At 46.8% G+C, this 21,966-nt stretch carries 21 protein-coding genes and 1 pseudogene; all 22 read left to right on the top strand.

The window, feature by feature from the left end; translation table 11 throughout:
* Positions 1-84 precede the first annotated feature (84 nt).
* The 22 genes and pseudogenes from AN477_RS17875 (at position 85) to AN477_RS17775 (ending at position 21,910) form a co-directional block, all read left to right on the top strand.
* Complete coding sequence (locus AN477_RS17875) at positions 85-1,497, top strand: undecaprenyl-phosphate glucose phosphotransferase (protein WP_342668576.1); 1,413 nt, start codon at positions 85-87, stop codon at positions 1,495-1,497.
* Complete coding sequence (locus AN477_RS17870) at positions 1,487-2,479, top strand: glycosyltransferase family 2 protein (protein WP_054970531.1); 993 nt, start codon at positions 1,487-1,489, stop codon at positions 2,477-2,479. The genes AN477_RS17875 and AN477_RS17870 overlap by 11 nt, the downstream gene beginning before the upstream one ends.
* Positions 2,451-3,347, top strand: a complete 897-nt coding sequence (locus AN477_RS17865) for a glycosyltransferase family 2 protein (protein ID WP_054970530.1) — start codon at positions 2,451-2,453, stop codon at positions 3,345-3,347. The genes AN477_RS17870 and AN477_RS17865 overlap by 29 nt, the downstream gene beginning before the upstream one ends.
* 131 nt (positions 3,348-3,478) lie before the next feature.
* Positions 3,479-4,291 carry an ABC transporter permease gene (locus AN477_RS17860; RefSeq protein WP_083486415.1) on the top strand — a complete coding sequence of 271 codons (813 nt, stop codon included), beginning with the start codon at positions 3,479-3,481 and terminating at the stop codon, positions 4,289-4,291.
* Between the two features lie 12 nt (positions 4,292-4,303).
* Positions 4,304-5,047: an ABC transporter ATP-binding protein gene (locus AN477_RS17855; protein ID WP_054970528.1), complete on the top strand. Its 744-nt coding sequence runs from the start codon at positions 4,304-4,306 to the stop codon at positions 5,045-5,047.
* A gap of 39 nt (positions 5,048-5,086) precedes the next feature.
* On the top strand, positions 5,087-6,175 hold the full coding sequence (gene glf, locus AN477_RS17850) for a UDP-galactopyranose mutase (RefSeq protein ID WP_054970527.1): 1,089 nt from the start codon (positions 5,087-5,089) through the stop codon (positions 6,173-6,175).
* A 14-nt stretch (positions 6,176-6,189) separates the two neighbouring features.
* Positions 6,190-7,614, top strand: a complete 1,425-nt coding sequence (locus AN477_RS17845; RefSeq protein ID WP_054970526.1) for a glycosyltransferase family 2 protein — start codon at positions 6,190-6,192, stop codon at positions 7,612-7,614.
* Positions 7,584-8,522, top strand: a complete 939-nt coding sequence (locus tag AN477_RS17840; protein WP_054970525.1) for a glycosyltransferase — start codon at positions 7,584-7,586, stop codon at positions 8,520-8,522. Before AN477_RS17845 ends, AN477_RS17840 begins: the two co-directional genes overlap by 31 nt.
* 3 nt (positions 8,523-8,525) lie before the next feature.
* On the top strand, positions 8,526-9,515 hold the full coding sequence (locus AN477_RS17835; protein WP_054970524.1) for a glycosyltransferase family 2 protein: 990 nt from the start codon (positions 8,526-8,528) through the stop codon (positions 9,513-9,515).
* Between the two features lie 37 nt (positions 9,516-9,552).
* Positions 9,553-11,277, top strand: a complete 1,725-nt coding sequence (locus tag AN477_RS17830; RefSeq protein ID WP_054970523.1) for a right-handed parallel beta-helix repeat-containing protein — start codon at positions 9,553-9,555, stop codon at positions 11,275-11,277.
* 85 nt (positions 11,278-11,362) lie between these two features.
* Complete coding sequence (locus AN477_RS17825) at positions 11,363-13,132, top strand: glycoside hydrolase family 2 protein (protein ID WP_054970522.1); 1,770 nt, start codon at positions 11,363-11,365, stop codon at positions 13,130-13,132.
* Entirely contained in the window at positions 13,125-14,060 is a 936-nt protein-coding gene (locus AN477_RS17820) for a glycoside hydrolase family 43 protein (protein WP_054970521.1), read from the top strand. The genes AN477_RS17825 and AN477_RS17820 overlap by 8 nt, the downstream gene beginning before the upstream one ends.
* Positions 14,061-14,223: 163 nt before the next feature.
* Positions 14,224-15,120: a UTP--glucose-1-phosphate uridylyltransferase GalU gene (gene galU, locus AN477_RS17815; RefSeq protein ID WP_054970520.1), complete on the top strand. Its 897-nt coding sequence runs from the start codon at positions 14,224-14,226 to the stop codon at positions 15,118-15,120.
* Positions 15,121-15,169: 49 nt separating this feature from the next.
* On the top strand, positions 15,170-15,910 hold the full coding sequence (locus AN477_RS17810; protein ID WP_054970519.1) for a sugar phosphate nucleotidyltransferase: 741 nt from the start codon (positions 15,170-15,172) through the stop codon (positions 15,908-15,910).
* 12 nt (positions 15,911-15,922) lie between these two features.
* Complete coding sequence (rfbB, locus tag AN477_RS17805) at positions 15,923-16,945, top strand: dTDP-glucose 4,6-dehydratase (RefSeq protein WP_054970558.1); 1,023 nt, start codon at positions 15,923-15,925, stop codon at positions 16,943-16,945.
* Positions 16,942-17,790, top strand: coding sequence for a dTDP-4-dehydrorhamnose reductase (gene rfbD, locus AN477_RS17800; protein ID WP_054970518.1), 849 nt, complete (start codon positions 16,942-16,944; stop codon positions 17,788-17,790). The genes rfbB and rfbD overlap by 4 nt, the downstream gene beginning before the upstream one ends.
* 67 nt (positions 17,791-17,857) lie before the next feature.
* Positions 17,858-18,400: a dTDP-4-dehydrorhamnose 3,5-epimerase gene (gene rfbC / locus AN477_RS17795; protein WP_054970517.1), complete on the top strand. Its 543-nt coding sequence runs from the start codon at positions 17,858-17,860 to the stop codon at positions 18,398-18,400.
* A 208-nt stretch (positions 18,401-18,608) separates the two neighbouring features.
* A complete protein-coding gene (locus tag AN477_RS25730) occupies positions 18,609-18,740 on the top strand; it encodes a hypothetical protein (protein WP_281176383.1) in 132 nt (43 codons plus the stop codon).
* 550 nt (positions 18,741-19,290) lie between these two features.
* Positions 19,291-19,500, top strand: a pseudogene (locus AN477_RS26025) (nucleoside-diphosphate sugar epimerase/dehydratase); the annotation flags it as partial.
* Between the two features lie 45 nt (positions 19,501-19,545).
* A complete protein-coding gene (locus tag AN477_RS26020; RefSeq protein WP_342668575.1) occupies positions 19,546-19,875 on the top strand; it encodes a sugar transferase in 330 nt (109 codons plus the stop codon).
* The gene (locus tag AN477_RS25930) at positions 19,860-20,531 is read left to right on the top strand and encodes a sugar transferase (RefSeq protein ID WP_054970514.1); all 672 of its coding nucleotides are present in this window, start codon (positions 19,860-19,862) and stop codon (positions 20,529-20,531) included. The genes AN477_RS26020 and AN477_RS25930 overlap by 16 nt, the downstream gene beginning before the upstream one ends.
* 134 nt (positions 20,532-20,665) lie before the next feature.
* Entirely contained in the window at positions 20,666-21,910 is a 1,245-nt protein-coding gene (locus AN477_RS17775; RefSeq protein ID WP_054970513.1) for a G1 family glutamic endopeptidase, read from the top strand.
* The last annotated feature ends 56 nt before the right edge of the window (positions 21,911-21,966 follow it).

The raw sequence follows: 21,966 nt of genomic DNA, 5'->3' as shown, positions 1-21,966 counted from the left end.
CGTTGAGGTTCGATATTTGTCTGATCCTGTATTTTTTGCTGTTATATAGCCTGGCGATTGTGTATACTGATTCTCGCAAAGTTTGTGGTAGGGGGATGCACCAAGGTGTTCCGTACATATCAAGTATTATGGAATCGCCTGTCGCAGTTGATCGATGCAGGCAATGTCATACTGGGTTTCGTTATTGCTTGGTATATTAAGTTTCGCTCCGGATGGCTACCCTTCGGGGGGCACTATTCGTTTTTTTATTACCTACCTATTATGATGGCGGCGGTTCCTCTATTCTTATTATCGAATTGGGTAATGGGACTGTATAGGGCTGGCAGATCTCACTCTTTTTGGCGGATGACTTCTGTCCTTATCCGCAGTCTAGTGCTTGGTACCGTCCTGTTCATGAGTTTTCTCTACATTGCTCGTGCTCCGCAATTTTCTAGGTCTGTACTTCTAATGTTCAGCCTTCTAGTTTTATTGCTGAACTATCTGAAATATGTTGGGGTGCAACTTGCGCTTCGGATTATACGAACACATGGTTACAACAAACGGTATGTTGTCATCGTAGGCTGGACTGAAGCGGCTAATAGATTCATTCGCAATCTGCAATATAATCCATGGTTCGGCTACCACGTATTCGGGTACGTATCAAACACTGAGGCTACCCCACAAGTACCATACCTGGGTGACATTTCGAGCCTCAAGCACGTACTTGAACACAATCTTATTGATAATGTCCTGATATGTTTGCCGAGGACAGAAGCGTCCTTAATGCTTGCCGTCGTTGCTGAGTGTGAGTCCGCAGGAATTCAGTCTCTCATTGTTCCGGATTACTTCGACATCTTGCCAGCGAATCCTCGTTTTGAGAACTTTGCGGGAATGCCACTCATTGATACAAGGTATGTTCCATTGGATGACGCAGTAAATGCCGGCCTTAAGCGAGTCTTTGACATCGTGTTTAGCGTTCTTGTCCTAGTCGTTCTCTCACCGCTGTATACAGCCATTGCCATTGGAGTCAAGCTTACCTCTCCGGGTCCGGTACTGTTTCGGCAAGAGAGGGCTGGACGCAATCGGCGGACCTTTCGGATGTATAAGTTCCGCACGATGGTCTACTGTCCATATGAAAACCAAGAAGACGACGGCATGTGGACAGTACCTAATGATCCTCGTTGCACGAAGTTTGGTCGGTTCCTTCGTAAGACCAGTCTAGATGAGTTACCACAATTTTGGAATGTATTATTGGGAGACATGAGTATTATTGGGCCAAGGCCAGAACGCCCTGGATTTGTCGAGAGATTTCGCGAAGAAGTACCGCGATATATGGTCAAGCACCGAGTGAGGCCTGGTATTACAGGGTGGGCGCAGGTTCACGGATGGAGAGGAGATACTTCTATTCAGCGCCGTATTGACTATGACCTCCAGTATATTGAAAATTGGTCGTTTTCGATGGACCTTAAAATTGTAATTCGAACCATTCGCGGTGGGTTTCGCAAAAATGCCTACTGACCAAGAAACTCGAGTTCAGGTGCAAATTGTCACGTACAACAGCATCAAAGTTATCGACAAATGCATTGAGTCGGTTTTGGGGCAGACGATAATTCCTGCTTATGTTGTAATTGTTGACAATGATTCAGATGACGGTTGTGCTGATTTTATGGAGGCCAAGTACAAAGATGTTACGATCATTCGAAACAAGGAAAATCTCGGGTATGCTGGCGGGCACAACGTTGGATTTCGGTTGGCTATTAGCCACGCAGTGGACTATGTTTTGACCCTAAATCCAGACGTAGAGTTGTCCGGCACTTATATTGAGTGTCTCTTAAAAGAAGTGGACAAGAGATTAGGTATCGGGGGTGCAATAGGCAAACTCTTGAGGCGAGGTGATGGACGTGCTATAAATTCCTCTGTTATTGACAGCACGGGACTCTACATGGGAAGTTTTTTTCATGTGCGAGACCGCGGAGCTGGACAACTGGATGGTGGGCAGTATGAAGTTACTCAGGAAGTGTGGGGCATCTGTGGGGCGGCAGCCTTCTATAGGGTGTCGATGTTAACTGATCTGATGCATCTGGGGAATGTTTTCGATGAGGAGTTCTTCCTGTACAAGGAAGACGTGGACTTGTGCTGGCGTGCACTGCGGAGGAACTGGAAATTCCTTTACATCCATGATGCACTGGCTTTTCATGACAGAGGATGGACAAAATGGTACAAAATGGACCAGATGGCGATTGTACACTCCTTTTCCAACCAGGTGGCGATGCTGATACGGCACATACCACGTGTCTCTACGATGCTTCTAATTAGTGTGCTGATGGAACTGTGGCGCTACGCAGTTCTGTGGATTTTGAGGCCAAAATCGGCGCGTAAGGTTGCAGGGTTAGTTAGGAAGTCTTGGAAGCATCACGTGGCGGAGCGGACACGGTTGCGAGAAGCCGATGCTGTGGGAGAGGAGACGCTGTATGATCTCGGTTATCCTCGTAACTTATAATTCTATGTCCGTGCTTCCGGATTGCCTGGCGTCGCTAGAGATCAATCCAATTGCTTCCGAATTGGAGGTTGTTGTAGCTGACAACGCTTCATCAGACGGTACCCTTCGATGGTTGATGGAATACCAGAAGTCTCATAGTTTCCTGTTTGCTAGTTTCCAACTGTTAGAGTTGAAACGGAACACAGGATATGCCTATGCCAATAATCGCGCCATAGAACAAGCACGTGGCGACATGGTATTATTGTTAAACCCAGACACGGTTGTAGGCTCGGATGCAATAGTATCGTGTAAAGAGGTGTTAGAACGGGATAAGCAGATTGGTGCTATTGGGTGTAGGTTGATCCTGCGGGACGGCTCGTTAGACAGAGCGTGTAAACGTTCATTTCCCACGCTGTGGAATAGCTTTAGCAGGCTATCAGGATTGTCGCTCTTGTTCCCTAGATCCCGATGGCTAGCAAGTTATAACTTGACATACTTGGATGAGACGAAGTGTTACGATGTCGACTGTGTCTCTGGTGCCTTCATGATGGTGCCCGCTTCCGTGATCAGCATCGTGGGTGCGCTTGATGAAGAGTTCTTTATGTATGGAGAGGATATCGACTGGTGTTATCGGATCAAAGACGCTGGTTATCGCGTGTGGTATGAGGGCGCAGCTACTACCTTGCATCTCAAAGGCGGGAATGGTGGCAAATCCACAACCACGTCTTTACTTTATTTCTACGGCACAATGGGAATGTATTACCGAAAGAGACATCCTACTCAACTCGGATTTTGGGGGTGGACTGGGCTTCGTATCATATTGGCGGTGGTATATATCGGACATAGAATGTTAGCTTCGCTGAGAAACAACAAAAGAACACCTATGTAAAGCTGTTCTTAGAATATAGCCGATCGTCTACTGTGGATCCGTTCGATGCTCTTTGACAAGGCTGGGCAGGGGGAACAACCCATGAAATAGTCAAAGCGAGCCTTCCGATTGTTGATGTCAAATCGTGTCGAATGGTGTGGTACAATACCACAAGTTGCCTAATACTATTGGTCTTTGGACTAGAGTGGAGTTGTTTAATTGTGTACACGGACCTCCTTTTCAATCTGGTACGGAGGGAGCTAAAGCTGAAGTACAAAGGAACCGTACTTGGTTTCTTTTGGTCTTTACTGAATCCGCTCTTGACATTGGTTACTTACGGTTGGGTATTTGGGGTGTTGTTAAAATCAAGTGTGCCGCACTATACGATGTACTTGATGGCAAGTCTAATTCCGTGGAATTTCTTCTCAGTTACTTTAACGTCCTCAGTGAGAGCTTATACCGACAACTCTACCCTTATTACCAAGGCTCGTTTTCCGCGCGTCATTTTGGTATATAGCACTATACTTTTCAATGGAGTCGTGTTTGCAATGACGTTATTGGTGGTTATGGTTGGTATGTATGTTTTCCATATCCCATATACGTTAAGGTTGCTCATGCTGATTCCGGCCATAGCTGTCCAATTAATACTCTCAATAGGCCTGGGTGGAATCTTGGCTGCTATGAATGTTAGATTTCACGACACCGGACACTTGGTTGACATTCTCGTCATGCTGTGGTTCTGGCTCACCCCTGTGGTGTATGGTTGGCAGTCTATTCCGACCAAGTATGTCTGGCTGATGTCCTTTAACCCTTTTTCGTTTGTTGTCAATCTTTATCAATATGCTGTTTTGGGGCAAGGGCTTATGGTTAACACCTATATCAGTATGGGGATTATCGTAATCATCGTTTTGATATTTGCTCTAACCTATCGAAGGTATGCTTCCAAGATTGCGGAGTGGATATAAGGAGGTCGCAGGGTGATAGAGATACATGGAGTTTCAAAAGAGTTTGACCTGTCGAAGGATAGACGTATTTCTCTAAAAGAGTGGTTTGTCGCTCCGGACCACGAGGAGAAACGTATTTTACGAGTCTTAGACAATATTTCTTTACAGGTCAACCCGGGCGAATTGATAGGGGTTGTTGGGGAGAATGGGGCTGGAAAGAGTACTCTACTCAAGGTGATTGCAGGTATCTTAACTCCAACTGAAGGCCATATCGAAACCAGTGGCACGGTTGCTTCGATTCTAGAGGTGGGTATCGGTTTCCATGGTGAACTTACAGGACGCGAAAACGCTTTTGTTTACGGTAGTCTACTTGGTGTCCCGCGTTCTGTGATGAAACGCCGGATGGGGCATATCGAAGAATTCTCTGGAATTGGTCAGTTTTTGGACGTCCCGCTTCGGAAATATTCTACGGGCATGCAGATGCGTCTCGCATTTAGCGTGGTTCTCTCAGTCGACCCAGACATCTTTCTTCTAGACGAGGTCTTTGCTGTAGGTGATCAAGATTTTCAAGAAAAGTCACGGAATGCCCTCACTGATCTCGTTAAACGTGGGAAGAGCATCCTTCTGGTCACCCATGACTTTGCCTTGGCAAGCTCAATATGCACAAGGGTATTTTATTTGACTAAGGCTGGTCATATTATTGAACTGAATCGTCCTAGGAATGCTGAAGAAATATCCTCGCAAATTCTTGGCATCCATTCTAGACAACTTGCATGACTATGAATGATTTCCAAACACTGAATGAGGTGATAAGATTTGTATGATTTTCTGGTAGTTGGAGCTGGGTTTGCAGGTAGTGTATTAGCGGAGCGGTTGGCAGACGCTGGCAAGAAGGTGCTTATTGTCGACAAAAGGAACCACATTGGAGGCAATGCGTACGATTTCTACAATGAACACGGGATTCTCGTGCACAAATATGGCCCGCATATTTTCCATACAAACAGTGAAAAGGTATTTCATTACCTGAGTCGCTTTACCGAGTGGCGTCAGTACGAGCATCGTGTGTTAGCTAGTGTTGATGGGCAATTGCTGCCAATGCCGATTAATGCGACTACGATCAACAAATTTTTTGGCGTGAATCTAAACCACGACCAAGTAGAGTCATTTTTGGCCCAACGGCGTAATTCTTTTGACCGAATAACCAACTCTCAAGAGGTCATTCTCGCAAAAGTGGGAACTGAGCTCTACGAAAAATTCTTTCGTGGGTACACAAAGAAACAATGGGATCTCTACCCTGAACAGTTGGATGCATCAGTGTGTGCACGTATTCCTATCCGTACAAACGCAGACGACCGATATTTTACCGATATATATCAAGTTATGCCTGCACAAGGTTATACAAAGATGTTTGAGCGGATGCTCAATCACCCGAATATATCGGTATTATTGCAGACAGACTACAAAAAAATTCAGGAAGAGGTCAGATTTAATGAACTAATTTATACGGGTCCGATAGACGAATACTTTGATTATGTGCGTGGGCCTTTGCCGTATCGTTCTCTGAGGTTTGATTTTGAGACGCACGAGGTATCAACTTACCAGCCGGTTGCTACGATTAACTACCCGAACTCGTACGATTTTACGCGTGTCACAGAGTTTAAATATCTAACAGGACAAACACATGCTAGGACAACCATTGTGAAAGAATTTCCAACTGCAAATGGAGACCCTTATTATCCGATTCCTACCCCGGAAAATGCGGAAGCCTATGAGCGGTACAAGGCGGAGATTGGTAAATATGATGCGGTTCACTTTGCGGGGCGATTGGGCACATATCGGTATTACAACATGGATCAAGTTGTAGCCCAATCGTTGACCCTTTTTAACAACTTGATGTCCAGATAGGGGCGGCGGGTTAGATGAGTAAAATTGCAGTCATTATTGTTACCTGGAATAAAAAGGAATATGTTCTTAACTTACTCGAATCATTGGAGAACATTGAGAAGCACCACCTAGACATCGATTGGCTAGTAGTTGACAATGCCTCGACGGATGGAACGATGGAAGAATTGAACAAGCGGTACCCAGAAGTTAAGGTTATCCACAACCAAGAGAATTTGGGAGGAACCGGAGGCTTTAATACGGGGTTGAAAGCTGTTCTTGAGTTGGGGGGGTATGACTACATATGGTTACTTGACAACGACGTTGAAGTAGCTAAGGATACGCTTTCACAACTTGTGAATACTTTAGACACTCACCCGGAGGTTGGTGCTGTCGGGTCGCAAATGAGGCAACTCGATCATCCTGATATTATCAATGAAAATGGCGGTATCGTCAGTCCTGAAGGCAATGGCCTTATTCTTTTAAATCATCGTATGCGTGTTGACGAGTTTAATCGGTTACCGGAATCCCAAGGTTTGCTAAAGGTTCACTACTGTGCTGCTGCCAGCCTTTTGGTCAGATTTTCCGTGGTTCAACAGGTGGGGTTATGGAGTGATTTCTTCATCCACTTTGATGATGTTGAGTGGTGCTTACGCATACGTGGGGCGGGGCATGATATTGTCTGTAACCCGCGATCAGTGATTTGGCATCTGTCCGCGGACAGTAAGCCACTAACGTGGATACTGTATTATGACGTGCGTAACTACTTGTATCTCTTGCGAGAGCATTATAACCCGAATCTGGTTCGGGATATGATTCGAAAATACATGAGGATGTCCATTAAAGAAACACTAAAAGGACGGGTCTTCATCGCGAATCTGTATCTCAGAGGGGTTAGAGATTTTCTTGAAGGGAAAACTGGTAAGGCTGAAGGTTCATTGTTGCAGGGGATGGGTGCAGTGAGTTGGGACAACGTTGTGAGAGACTATGTGGATTCGGGAACGCGGTTTCTGTCTACTCCCTACTTTGGCGGAAGACCGGAAGAAGCATTGCTGCAACGGGTGATTTCGTTGACCAAAAACGTTTCGTTGTGGGCTGCGCCAGGAGACCTGTTTGGGTCGGCATTCCTGGTCGGATCTCGTCTTGAATTTTGGCCAGTTAATTATAGGAAACGGGTGTTGTCGATTCTTCATAACTACGCACGAATCAAAAAACTTTACGATATTGGGGTATTTCCTTATGGAGTTCCCGAAACCTTGGTGAATTCAATGTGTCGACGTGTGTATATGACATTGGACGGAAAACTTGTACCACTATCAACAAATCTGAGAAGTGTTATGTTTTCAGTCGCGAGGCTATATTTCAAATGGTTATTTTTGAAGCGCAGGTTGAGGACGTTGCGTAAAACAATGCCAAATTCGGGGGGGGCGTCATGGAAAAGTGCCGTGTCAAGGCCCTTGTAGTTACACGAGACCGAGAAAGGCTGCTTGCTCGGTGCTTGGAGAGATTATTAAACCAGTCCTATCCTGTCGAAGAAATTCTCATTATCGACAACGCCAGCTCTGATGGAACGCAAGACTTGGTTTCCTCTCTTGAGGGGGGGAGAGTTGCTTATCATAGATTACAAAGCAACCAAGGGGGGGCGGCTGGGTATGCCGCTGGTTTGTCTGAACTGACGCAGTCAGACTGGCAAGGTTGGGTTTGGATGATGGACGACGATGCAGAACCGATACAAAATGCCTTGGAAGAACTAGTGAGGTATATAGAAACCAATGAACTGAGAGGTTGCGGCGCGTTAGCGTCAGCTATTTTAACTCCTGGTGGAATACGCGACGTAACGCACCGGGGATGGTTTAACTTGTCTTCTTTGAGGCAATGTCCGTCGCCACATGATTTGTATGAAAAGCAAGATCCCTTCAAAGTCGGATATTCGTCCTTCGTGGGATTACTCCTGAACACCCAGGCAATACGAACTGTGGCTATGCCGCGCAGCGACTTCTTTATTTGGTTCGATGATGTCGAATATTGTCTTCGGTTAGGGGAATTCTACGACATTTTTGTGGTGCCGTCGAGTCTCGTTGTACACCCAAACCCCTTACTCGACAGTAGTCGCAGGTTTTCGTATGGGGAGTTCTGGAAAATGTACTATGACGTGCGTAATACCTTGATTGTTGGACTAGAGTACGGGGATTCTTCTGCGGTGTGGCGCTATTTCCTCGCGATTGGTCTGCGGCGTATCTTAGGTGTTGTACTTTTTGATGATCATAAGCTGTCCCGTATACGGATATTGCTGCGGGGGTGGATAGACGGGCTTCGTAACAGAACGGGCAAGACCCTTGATCCACAAGCCTTTGTGAAGAGAGGTGCGTAAAGCTTGTGCGGCATCTCTGTCGTTATTCCTTCATTCAATGGTTTGAGGTACTTGGTAGATTGTCTACGTAGTTTACGTGAACAAGATCCCCCTTTTTTGGAAATCATCGTCGTGGATAACGCGTCTTCTGACGGTACTCAACAGTATTTGTGCGGTCAAAGAGACGTCATTCCCCTGTTCAATGATACAAATGAAGGATTTGGAAGAGCTGTTAACCGTGGGATTCGGATGGCTTCCGGGCAATACATCTTACTACTTAATCAGGACGCGGTTATTGAGAAGAATTTTGCCGCTCACGCCATGAAGGCTATACAGCTATTTCCGGATGCTGGGGCTATTTCAGCTCTTCTACTTCAGGGTGACAATCCAGATTTGATTGACGGTGCTGGAGATTGTCTTACTCTTTCCTTTCATCCGGTCAAGTACGGTTATGGACTTCCGGCAGTGAATTTCTCATTGGACTCCCGTCATGTTACTTCTGGGTGTGCAGCTGCCTGTTTATATCGTCGTGACGCACTTGAACAGCTCGGCGGCTTTGACGAGGCGATATTTGCATACCTCGAGGACGTCGATTTAGGGCTGAGGCTCGTTCGAGCGGGATATGAAACTATACTGTATCCGCAGATGCTGGGCTATCACCTTGGAAGCACATCCACAGGGTCTCGTTTAAACGAGCAAACGTTGTATTGGAGTGCCAAACATCAGGTCTACATCTATTGGAAAAACCTATCATGGGTGGCTAGGTCACTTCTTTGCCCTATCGTTCTAGTGTCACTTGTTATGAGAGGGACTTATTACTGGGTTCGTCATCGGAAGCGCTCATTTTTAACGGGAATGGTGGACGGTATTGGGCTAATAGCTCAAAACAAAACCATATCTACGGGGCGGCGCATTAAGCCGTTGGGTGTCGCCTTTATCGCTAGTCTCGCCAAGGACACTAAAGCCGTCTGGCTGTATCGAATATCACGCTGGAGAAAGCGGAACTTAGTCTGACATGCGTACTAAACTAGTAAACTTTGAGGTGATTTTCATGGCGTTTCTAATGAGAAAACGTGGGGTTGTGACGCTGGTAGTAGCTGGGGTAGTCGTCGGTTTAGGTGTCGGGTATCCCGTATGGAATGGAGTTGCATTGGCAAACCATCCCTTGAGTCAGGCACCGGTTCAGAACCCGCCTGTAGCTCCCGCCGTGCTGCAGGGCCAACAGATGAACAGCGCAGCACTACCGACAGATTCCGTGAGTTTCTTGAAACGATTTAAGCTACCTCCCCTACAGCGGATGACGAATGCGCAAGTGGCAAAACTCATCACACCGCTTCAGGTGATGCAGCGAATACAGAAGCTTGGGATAAACACGAACGATTTTTTCTATCCGGACAAGCAGTGGAAAAACATCTATAACTCTGAGTATCAAACCGCGGCTTATGTGCCTTCTAACGGTACGGTTTCTTTTTCTGGTACCACTGCGAGCGGTTTGAACCAGTTCATAAAAAACCATCCCAAAACGAGAATCGTGGTTACTGCTTCAAAGCTTAAGGTTGATGAGACGATTAATGTGACGTCAGGCGTAACATTGTACGCGAAGGGTACTGAACTGGTAGAAGGCCAAGGTGTCTCGACTGCGATCGAAGTGCGCAATTGTGACAACGCAGGAGTTGAGGGATTTCGTATTGATACGCCCTTTGACTACGGAATATACGTTATTAACGGGAATGGAATTACTCTTAAGAACAACACGATCACAGCCATAGCCCAACGTCCTGTCGTTGTCATTGGAACCACTAAAAATTTGTATATAGGTAGCAATGTGATTACGAATAATCAACATGGTGGTTTATATATCCAAGGAAATGTCAGCCATGGTGTGATTGAAAACAACGTTATTTCAGATAATTTCGGAGCTTCCAACTGGATGGCAGGTATTGTATTGACGGACGTTCCTGTGACTAACACGTCAAATCCCTTTGCGGGTTTTGCATCCAATCATTATTGGCCAAGCCCTGTTCCAATTACTCAGAAGCTTGCTTCACCACACGACATAGTTGTCGATCGTAACTACGTAATTGGGAATAATGCCAACGGAATCTACTCTGACGGTTCCTACATGAATTATTTTCTGGAGAACCACATTGAAGCCAATGATAAGGAAGGCATGTGTCTAGACAATGGCAGTTTTGGGAACTATGTCGCCGACAACATTGTGTCTCTGAATGGCAATCGCGCACGTCAAACTGAAGAAGACCTAAAGCTTGATGGCGTAGCCCAGTTTGGAAGAGAGAAAAACGGGTCATCTAATGCTAAGCTTCCCGGCATATCGATCGACAATGCAGCCTACAACATAATTTTCCAAAACACCATTAAGAATAATTACGGAGACGGTGTGAAAATTGTCAGAACTGGAATTTTGAATTTAATCGGTGAAAATACGATATCGGATAACAATCGCGGGGTGAATAGCCAATTTCACTTCTTTGGCATATTGCTAGGGAGTGCCCCGGGCCAAGGCACCGATCTGAATTTTACGCCGTCGTATGAGAACATTGTTTTCTCAAATCTTATTGAGGGAGGACACTACTCAGGTATCTTGATAGATACAGGAGACTTTCGTAATGACGTGTTCGACAATGTGATCTTGGGTGCGGAGCATTTTTCAATCGAAAACAACTCAAGTTTGCCCAACGAATTGATCAACAACGATACCAACATTCCATCTAGGGCGATAACCTGGAAAAACACTCAGCCGCCAGCAGCGAAGTGAGTCCATTAATCTGCGCCTCAAGTGCCGGTTTGAGTCCAGTCAGTCACTAAAAATATTAACTGCGTGAAGGAGGCTCTATACCGTAATGAATTCCCTTTATCGGGCTGAGTATCCCAGGCCACAACTACGTAGACTTGAGTGGGAATCATTAAATGGTGTTTGGTCACTGTGTTTTGATGAGAACGACGAAGGGGTTCATGACAGATGGTACGAGGACGGTCCGTTCAACCAGTCGATTGTGGTTCCATTCTCGTACCAATCCCCACTCAGTGGGGTTACCACAGATAAGTCTTACGACATTGTTTGGTATCGCAGAACCTTTTCGATTTCCTCTAGCATGCTCGAACGCAAACTGCACCTTCATTTCGGTGCGGTGGACTATGAGGCATCAGTATGGGTTAACGGGCAACATGTGGCGGAACACAAGGGTGGCTATACCCCTTTCACGGTCGATATTTCGAATGTTGTACTCGAAGGCGATAATGTCGTCGTAGTGCGGGTCCACGATAGTGCTAGTATGGAGCAGCCAAGGGGTAAGCAGCACTGGAAAAGTAACCCGGATGGCATATTTTACACGAGAACAACAGGCATTTGGCAATCTGTCTGGATTGAGGCCACCGGTCATTCATATATTGATGCCCTGAGATTCACCCCGGATGTAGATTCGGGTCAAATTCAAATTGAAATAGATAATGTGCTCTCTCGTGGGGGATCACTTCAGAATTTCTCGGTGGAAGTAGAGATTAGTTTTAGAGACAATCTGGTCGCAAAGGACCTATGTCAACTGACGGATACGAGGATCATTCGAAGTGTTGACTTGAATAGTCATGATGTTAATGGTGCGGGCCGCTTATGGTCTCCTGAGCATCCTGATTTATACGAGGTAGTAATTCGGTTGACAACTGCCGACGAGATTGTCGATGAGGTGTTTAGCTATTTTGGTATGCGAAAGATTTCAGTTGAGAGCGGCAAAGTGTTTCTGAATAATTACCCCTATTACATGAAACTTGTGTTAAATCAAGGATATTATCCTGGGGGCGGGATAACGGCACCCGCAGAAGAACAGATGAAAGAGGACATCCAGTTGATTAAAGACATGGGTTTTAATGGAGTTCGTACGCATCAAAAGGTCGAGGATCCAGTATTTCTATATTGGTGCGACAGATTGGGGTTGTTGGTGTGGGGAGAGATGCCGAGTACATACAGATTCTCTAGTAAGGCCATCTCGAACACCGTAGAAGAGTGGAAAGAGGTCGTGAAACGGGACTATAACCATCCCTCTATAGTTGCTTGGGTACCAGTCAATGAGAGTTGGGGTGTTCCGCATGTGCTATTAGAGGAATCAGAGCAAGCTGCCACATTAGCTCTCTTTTATCTAACCAAAGCGTATGATTCAACTCGCCTCGTGATTTCCAATGACGGTTGGGAACACACAGTGTCTGATATTTGCACAGTTCACGATTATGAGTGGAATCCCGATAGGCTCGTTGAGAGGTACTCCAGCGTTGAATCCATGTTACAAGGTTTACCTGGATTTAAAAATGTTTACGCCCGTGGTTACCATTATAATGGAGAACCAATCATTGTATCAGAATGTGGGGGAATATCGTTCATCGAGGAAACTGATGAAGGGTGGGGGTATTCGAGTGCACGCGACGCTGAAGACTTTATCCGCCGCTATTCTGATGTAGTGACACCATTACTTTCTTCTACGATGATTCAGGGATTTTGCTTTACCCAATTCACTGATATTGAAAGTGAGAAAAATGGCCTCGTAAAGTTTAACAGAGAGCCAAAAGTTCCCGTGGATACCGTTTTCAAAATTAATAACGGGATACCAGTTCACCATGATTAGATTCGGGACGCGACTTTTTGGACGACGGAGCATTGAGATCCGAAATCCCGTTCTTAGTCAGGACAGTCCTGACCCGTTTGTTCTCAGCACGCAGGATGGCTACTTTTTGTATCACACCGGTGTATCGCCTGACGGCAAACACGCTATCCCTATATATCGGTCTGAGGACTTGAAAACGTGGCGTTTCGCTACGTATGCCATTTCGATACCCAGTTCATTTCAAAGTTGGAACAGGTACGACTTCTGGGCCCCTGAGGTCATCCGATTGGGGACTTCGTATTATCTGTACTATACCGCGTCGGCTGACGGTACCGTCGGGACAAGGCACCTGGGGGTAGCTTGGTCAAGAGACCCCAGTCTTCCGTTTCAAGATGCTGGGAAATCATTGCTTCCTTGGCAAAGTATTGATGGACACCCCTTTATTGATGATGATGGGACTTTATATTTGTTTTTTTGTATGGATCAGTGTAATGCGTACTCTGCGGGAAGCATCTATGTAGTACGGATGAATGACCCCACGACTTTCTCAAATGAACCGGTGCTAGCAATGTCTACACCGCGAGCCGATAAGTGGGAAGAGGGACCGTTTGTATTAAAGGTAGGTCCTACATATTTTTTGATGTACAGTTGCGGGGATTGGCGAACTGAATCTTACCACATTGAATATGCCATCGCAGACAATCCCCTAGGCCCATATCGCCGAATACCTACTGATGAAAACCCGGATGCGTTGCTTTGTTCTAATGACTTCGCCAAAGGGCCTGGTCATCATTGTGTCATCAAATCGCCGAATGGCGAAGATTACATCTTGATATATCATGGTTGGGCAGCTGACTTTGTCGGAGGTCGATTGGCTCGAATAGAGAAGTTAAAAGTCGAAGGTGGTAGGTTAAAAAGTACTGGTCCATCGCTAAGGGTTCGTGTGTGAGAGCTCCATCCTGGTAAGATAATCAAATCTCTAGGGCACATATCTTGAATTCCCGGCTTTAATGGTGTTTTAGCAATTCTCTAGGTGACTAGTTAACCATATTTTGGGCTATCCGCTACAAGCGTCCCTTGAATTAGATAGATTAGAAGGGTGAGGGTGCTAAATGCCGTATCCGAAAGTTAAAAAGGCTGTAATTCCTGCTGCAGGACTTGGAACAAGATTTCTCCCGGCCACTAAAGCTATGCCAAAGGAAATGTTACCTATTGTGGACAAGCCAACCATTCAGTATATTCTTGAAGAGGCAATTGCATCGGGTATAGAAGATATTATTCTAGTTACCGGAAAAGGCAAGCGAGCAATTGAGGACCACTTCGACAGAACAGTAGAATTAGAGGAACAACTGATATCAAAAGGAAAGAATAGTCTGTTAAAAGAAATTGAACATATCTCGAGTATGGCACGGATCCATTACATACGACAAAAGCACCCTTTAGGATTGGGACACGCGGTATGGGTTGCCAGGAGATTTATTGGAAATGAACCCTTCGCAGTGCTCCTTGGAGACGATATTGTCCAAGGGAACAAACCATGCCTGAAGCAACTTATGGATGTTTACGATGAGTTTGGACAAAGCGTTGTTGCGATACAGGAAGTGGCAAGGGCCGAGGTACATCGTTACGGGATTGTTGATGGAGATTGGATTTCAGACAGAACTTACAAATTGCGCGATCTTATTGAAAAGCCATCCGTAGACGAAGCTCCTTCGAATCTTGCGATTACAGGTAGGTATATTTTGACTCCGGAAATATTCCCGTTACTTGAAGGAGAACCTTTTGGAGTGGATCAAGAAATCCAGCTTACTGGCGCCATTAGAAAACTTACTGCCATACAAGGAAGCATAGCATACCGCTTCGAGGGATATAGGTTCGACGTCGGGGAGAAGATGGGATATATTCGTGCGAACCTTGAAACAGCACTACGTCGACCAGAATTGGCCCCGTTAGTTCGTGATTTGATGAGTCGACTTCTGAAGGAGTCGTCGGCAGTAACCACCCGCTAGGGATTAAGCTTGCCATTCACCCTATAGTCAGACCAAGTGGAGGAGCGCAATGAAGGGTATAATTTTAGCTGGAGGAACGGGTTCTCGACTCTACCCCCTTACCAAAATCACGAACAAACATCTTCTCCCTGTGGGAAACTACCCAATGATTTATCATGCCATCTTTAGGCTCACAATGGCCAGTATTAGAGATATTTTAATCGTAACGGGCCGGGAGCATATGGGGTCTGTTGTAAACCTGCTTGGGAGTGGCCATGATTTTGGAGTTGACTTTACCTATAAAGTACAAGACAAAGCTGGTGGGATTGCGGAAGCGCTTGGTCTGGCAGAGGATTTCGTTGGAGAAGATTCTATGGCAGTAATTTTAGGAGACAATGTGTTTGGAGCAGACATAACTCCGTTTGTGCAAGCTTTTCAAAAGCGGAATCGCGGCGCTAGCATTCTCGTTTCCAAGGTGGCGGATCCCCAGCGGTTTGGCGTACCCGAGTTGGACGGAGACAAGATAGTCAGAATTGAGGAGAAACCTGTGAACCCGAAATCGTCATATGCGGTTACAGGGATTTACCTGTATGACAGTCAGGTCTTCGGTATCATACGCGAGCTAAAGCCTTCTGCTCGTGGTGAATATGAGATAACAGACGTTAACAATGCCTATATCTCAATTGGGCAACTTACATATGGAATTCTTGAAGGCTGGTGGACGGATGCAGGAACCCCAGAAAGCTACTTTCGAGCCAATGAGTTGGCTCGATCTATCAACTATGGCGATAAGTATAACTACAGGCGATAAGGATTGATTGAGTTGCGGATACTTGTTACCGGTGGTGCTGGCTTTATAGGAGGAAACTTCATACGGTATATGTGCAAAACTCATCCTCAGGATATGATTTTGAATTTCGACACTCTTACCTATGCCGGTAACCTGGAATCTCTAGCCAACGTTGAAGACGTGCCGAATTATCACTTCATTCGTGGAGACATTACGTCAAAACATGACGTGGAACAAATATTTCGACAGGGGATAGATATAGTAGTGAACTTTGCAGCTGAGTCGCATGTGGATCGTAGTATCCTCGATCCTGCTGCATTTGTCCGAACAAACGTGTTAGGTACCCAGATATTGCTTGAAAAGGCTCGGATGTGTGATATTCAAAAGTTTGTACAAGTTTCCACGGATGAGGTGTACGGGACACTCGGGACGACGGGTTACTTTACCGAGGAGAGTCCTCTGTTACCTAACAGCCCCTACTCAGCGAGTAAGGCTGGCGCAGACTGCTTGGTTCGTGCGTATCACGAGACCTACGGCCTCCCTGTGAACATTACTCGTTGTTCTAACAACTACGGTCCATATCAGTTCCCGGAGAAGCTGATTCCTCTGATGATCATCAATGCACTTCACGACCAGCCATTACCGGTGTACGGAGATGGCCTGAATATCCGCGACTGGTTACACGTTGAAGACCACTGTAGAGCGATTGATTTGGTTCTTCATGAAGGACGTGATGGCGAAGTTTATAACGTCGGAGGCGATAATGAACGTGCGAATATCGAAATTGTAAAGTCCATCTTGAAGCAACTCGACAAGCCGGAATCTCTGATTCAATTCGTGGAAGACAGACTTGGCCATGACAGGCGATATGCGATAGATGCTTCAAAAATCCGAAAGGAACTCGGATGGGAACCTCGCTATACCTTTGAGGAGGGACTGCGAGAGACCGTCCAATGGTACGTTAACCACCCAGACTGGTGGGAAAATGTTTTGTCTGGGGAATACCGCAAGTATTATGATCAACAATACGGGGACAGGTTGGGTTCATTGACATGAAAATCCTTGTGACAGGAGCGAATGGGCAACTCGGTTACGATTTACGACGAGTTCTCAGTCAAGCGGGCCATGAAGTCACAGGTTTGGGACGCGATGGACTTGATGTGTGCAACGGTGTTCAGGTTAAGGTCGTCATAGAGATGATTCGCCCGGACGCTGTGGTGCACGCGGCAGCCTATACGGCTGTCGATAAAGCGGAGGTTGAGGTTGACGAAGCTTTTCGGGTGAACACAGATGGGAGTCGGAACATAGCCGTCGCTGCTGAATCGGTTGGGGCGAAAGTCTGTTACATCAGTACGGATTACGTATTCGATGGAAACTCGGAAAGGCCGTATCGGGAATATGACCTTGTCCATCCAGCAAGCATTTACGGTCAGTCAAAGTTGGGTGGAGAGATTTTAACACAGACATTAAGCTCTCGTTATTTTATCGTTCGGACCTCCTGGGTTTTTGGCATTGGTGGTGGAAACTTCGTCAAGACCATGTTAAAGCTAGGGCAAGAACGTGACGCGCTGCAGGTGGTCAATGACCAGAAAGGCTCTCCCACATATACCGTGGACCTAGCATCGTTCATTGGTGACCTTATCGTCTCCGATGGGTATGGGGTTTACCATGCGTCTAACACTGGTTCGTGCACTTGGTACGAATTTGCTAAGGCCATCTTCGAAGCGTCAGGTCTCGCTGTAACGGTTAACCCGTGTACGACGGCAGAGTTTCCACGACCTGCGCCGAGACCTCGTAATTCAACGCTCGATCACGTTGCGATACGCACGAATGGTTTTTCGGAACTCCCTCACTGGCGGGACGCGCTTCACCGTTTTTTGGGTGAACTGAATACGGAGTGACCACGGAGAAAGTTAAAGTTTATGTACATAGATGGGTTAGAAGTGGAAAAGAACGGAGTCGATGAACGTGAAGATAATAGAGACTGCTCTCAGCGGCGTTGTAATATTAGAGCCGAAGATCTTCGAGGATAACCGCGGTTTTTTTACTGAGAGTTATAATCAACTGGCTTTCAGCGAACTCGGCATCGAGACGAACTTTGTGCAAGACAACCACTCATTGTCGGTGCAGTCCGGAACGATTCGAGGACTGCATTATCAACTCCCTCCTCATGCGCAGACGAAGCTCGTTCGCGCGACACGCGGGGCCGTGTACGACGTTGCCGTCGATATTCGGAAGCAATCCCCAACGTTCGGCCAGTGGGTGGGCGTCATTTTGTCAGCAGAGAATCAGCGCCAGTTACTGATTCCACAAGGATTTGCGCACGGGTTCTGCACCTTGGTCCCAAACACAGAAGTCCAGTATAAAGTGGATGCGTATTACTCTCCTGAGCACGACAGGGGTATTTTGTGGAGTGACCCCGAGATAGGCATCGACTGGCCTACAAGTAAACCAACTCTGTCGGACAAAGATCAAAGACATCCGAGGCTAAGCGAAGCCGACGTGTTCTAACAGAATTACCCTGTAGCAGGGTTATAAATCCGCTTATAGATTGCGAATGTAGACAGTGAAGTTATAACTATAGTGCCTGCTTATATGTCCCCATTCTGGATAATATTTCTCGAACGCGTGGTATAAATGATAGGTCGACATTTGCTGCATTTTGGCAACCTTTGTCGACCGTTTTCTATCTCACGAATATCTAGAAAGGGGGACAAATATGCAAAAGGATTCAGGACCGAAGGTAAGGTATGCTGTCCGTCAGACAGGTGCGGGTATGCTGGCCCTTGCCCTGGTTACGTGGCTGGCGTCACCGGCCAATGGGCCATCCGTAAGGACGGCTTCTTTGTGACCTATTTTACCCAGTATCGTCACAATATAGTTTTTACTATTTTTGTGTGAATTGTATGTGTTTGGAAATGTTTGTCGAATGTAGAGAAGTGGGGCATCATAGAATTCCTACTTTGTTATTTGGGTGAGAACAGTGGAGACATTTAGCACAAACCAACGCAGAATCGGGCTCCTCACAGATGTTATTGTTGTTTTTTTAGTTTTTATTTTACGTTCCAATTGACTAGGCTGACCATCGGCGAACCAGCCTTTCACGCGATGTACTACAACACCTTGTTGTACACGGTTATATCTTGGGTGACCGCACTCCTGTTAGCGGGCGAATACCCAGTGCGACGATTAACGTACTTTGTGAAAAAATTCTGGATTGTTCTCCAGGTAAGCGCGTTGGCCGTGTTCATTTTCACGTCGCTATCATTTGTTCTAAAACTACAAGGATTGAGCCGCTTGTTTGTCGCCTCCGAATTTCTCATTACTATGATTCTCATGATTATCGTCCGCCTCGGGATCCGAATGGGACTCGGCATCATTCGTAGCACCGGGACAGATATGAAACGCGTCTTGTCATGGGTGCTCAGGCCTCATCAGCACGGTACATTCGAGGCGTGCTCGACCATCTGGAAACCGGACTTCCTGTAATCGGTTTTGTCGGTGACGAGATCTTCTCTGGAGCAGTTCCATACCTTGGAGACATCGACGACTTTGTGGATGTTTTACGACATTATCCTGTTGATGGAGTGGTTGTAACACTTCCGCTTTCTGACGAACGGACGGAAACTGTAATTCGCAGTTGCGAGTTGTTGGGTATGCCTGTCGAACTATTGCTGGACTCCTTGGGCAATCGTCCGGCAAACAGTCAAATTGTACATAGCATGGGCGTAGCCCGTATGGTCGTTTCTCAGGTCCCACATTCCCCGATAGGGATTCTTTGGAAACGGATGACGGATGTCGTTTTTAGTGTTGCAATACTTATCCTACTGTGCCCTGCACTCGTTCTTATTGCCTTAGCCGTTAAACTTGACGATGGTGGCCCGATAATATTTTCACAGCTTCGATCCGGTATCCACGGGAAGACCTTTCGGATGTACAAATTTCGCAGTATGAGGGCTGAGCAGAGAAGATGCGTGCTGAATTGATTCACCTGAACCAGATGTCCGGCCCTGTGTTCAAGATTGCAAACGACCCAAGGATCACACGGGTAGGTGGGTTCCTGCGCAAAACGAGCCTTGACGAATTGCCTCAGCTCTTTAATGTGTTACGGGGGCATATGAGTCTTGTTGGACCAAGGCCACCGCAGCCAACCGAGGTGGACCAATATAATCTGCAACATGCACGCCGACTCAGTGTCAATCCAGGAATTACATGCTTGTGGCAGATTGGGGGCCGCAACGAGATCGACTTTGAAGATTGGATGCAATTGGACCTCCAATATATCGATACATATTGGTCTGATGTGAAGATTCTCTTCCGCACTCCCTGCTGTGCTCAAGCGAAAGGGTGCAAGTTAATATTCTCCTTTGATAAGAAGCCTTATTGCAGAGACGAAGGAAGGTCCGAGAGCTTGCTCAGGACCTTCCTTTTTAGTGGTTTGACTCAAGTAGCTGTTCCGCTTGTGGATGGGGTTGGCACATCCGGCGTGCCAAGCGATGTTCCGATGCCACTGAGTGGCATCTGCGATCCATGCGCTAGAGAATTACGTAGGTTTGGTTTGGCGTGGCATCTTCATACGAATTTCATAGCGATTCCATCCTTTTTCCACAATCACAGGTTAAACTTTGTCTTAGAAGTCTAGTAAGGCTCGGAGCAGTGGATATAGATTAGCTAGACTCGCCGGCTAGGGTACCTCATGAATCCGGGAACATGGCGATGGAAGTGAACTTGGATGTTTGACCAGAAAAGAAACTTTCGATAGGAGGGGAATCGACGATGAAGAAGAGAATGAAATTACTCGGAACTGCTTCGTTCGTGGCCATTGCCGGAATGGGAACGTACACCGTATGGAGCCATAACTCCTCTGCAAACATAGCTGACAATACCGCTAAATTTTCCGCAGGTGTCCTGTCGTCGCCACCAGCAAATGAGTGGGGGCTGACACAGATTCAGCAACAGATTGAACAACAGATTCAACAGGAGATCCAACAGGGTATGCAACAACTCGAGCAGCAGCCCGGCGGGCAACAACTTGTCAGCTTTTTCACAAATTCCACGGGCCAGTTACTGTCGCAGGTGCAACGTCAGTTGCAGCAGCAGGAACAACTCGAGAGCGAGTGGCAGCAAGAGCAATCACAAACACAGCCGCAAGGACAAGTGCAACCGGCACAGTCTCTGGTACAGAGTCAGTCACAGACTCAATCGGGCCAGACGGTATCGTTGCCAGCAAATACCCAGCCATCTGGAAATTGGTCAGGTTACATTGACACGCCCAGTACGTCAACTGGCTATACCAGCATTTCCGGCAGCTGGACGGTGCCGAACATCTCAGGGACCGAGAGCAGTGTAGCCGCGCAGTGGATAGGACTTGGCGGCGTGACGAACCACGACCTTCTGCAGATGGGAACGATGGAGCAGTTCCAGAATGGGCAACCTGTTGCTGATATCTTCTGGGAGAAGCTTCCGACTGCAGCGAAACCCGTGATGACGGTTCCCATCGGATCGACCATTCAAGCAAAAGTATCGAAAGTGAGCGGTAGTACGTGGGATATCACCTTCACAGTGAAGCCGCCGTCAGGAAATGCGATAACGAAGACGATTCCTGTGTCAGTCAGTAACAGTTATGCGCAAGGAGTGAGTACTTCGGCCGAGTGGATTAGTGAGGACCCATCTAATGGAAATCACAACTTGTATCCACTGGCGAACATGGGGACGGTAAACTACTCTGGTGCGACTGTGGATGGTCAGGCTTTTGACGCAGCGGCCAATCAAGTCACACCCGTAGCGCTCATGGACAACTATGGGGATGTGCTGATGGCGCCGTCAGCTGTGGGGAGCGATGGAGAGTCCTTCTCCACGGAAACGCTGGGTACGGGCATCGGTGCAGGTAGTTCCGGAGTGACCAGTGTAGGCGGTGGTCAAACGCTTATTCCCGGATCGAACTTCTCACAGGGCTGGGGATGGCGCCATGGTCGTAGACACGTGTTCGATCCGGACCATGGATATCGGAACGCGTGGTGATTCATGAATGGAGGCTTGCTTTTTGCACATAAGCCTCCGTTTGCATTAACAATGCT

The sequence above is a fragment of the Paenalicyclobacillus ferrooxydans genome (assembly GCF_001399675.1).
Classification (GTDB): Bacteria; Bacillota; Bacilli; order Alicyclobacillales; family Alicyclobacillaceae; genus Alicyclobacillus_B; species Alicyclobacillus_B ferrooxydans.
Note: the sequence above shows the minus strand (reverse complement) of the source record. Positions and strands in the feature narration are given on the sequence as shown.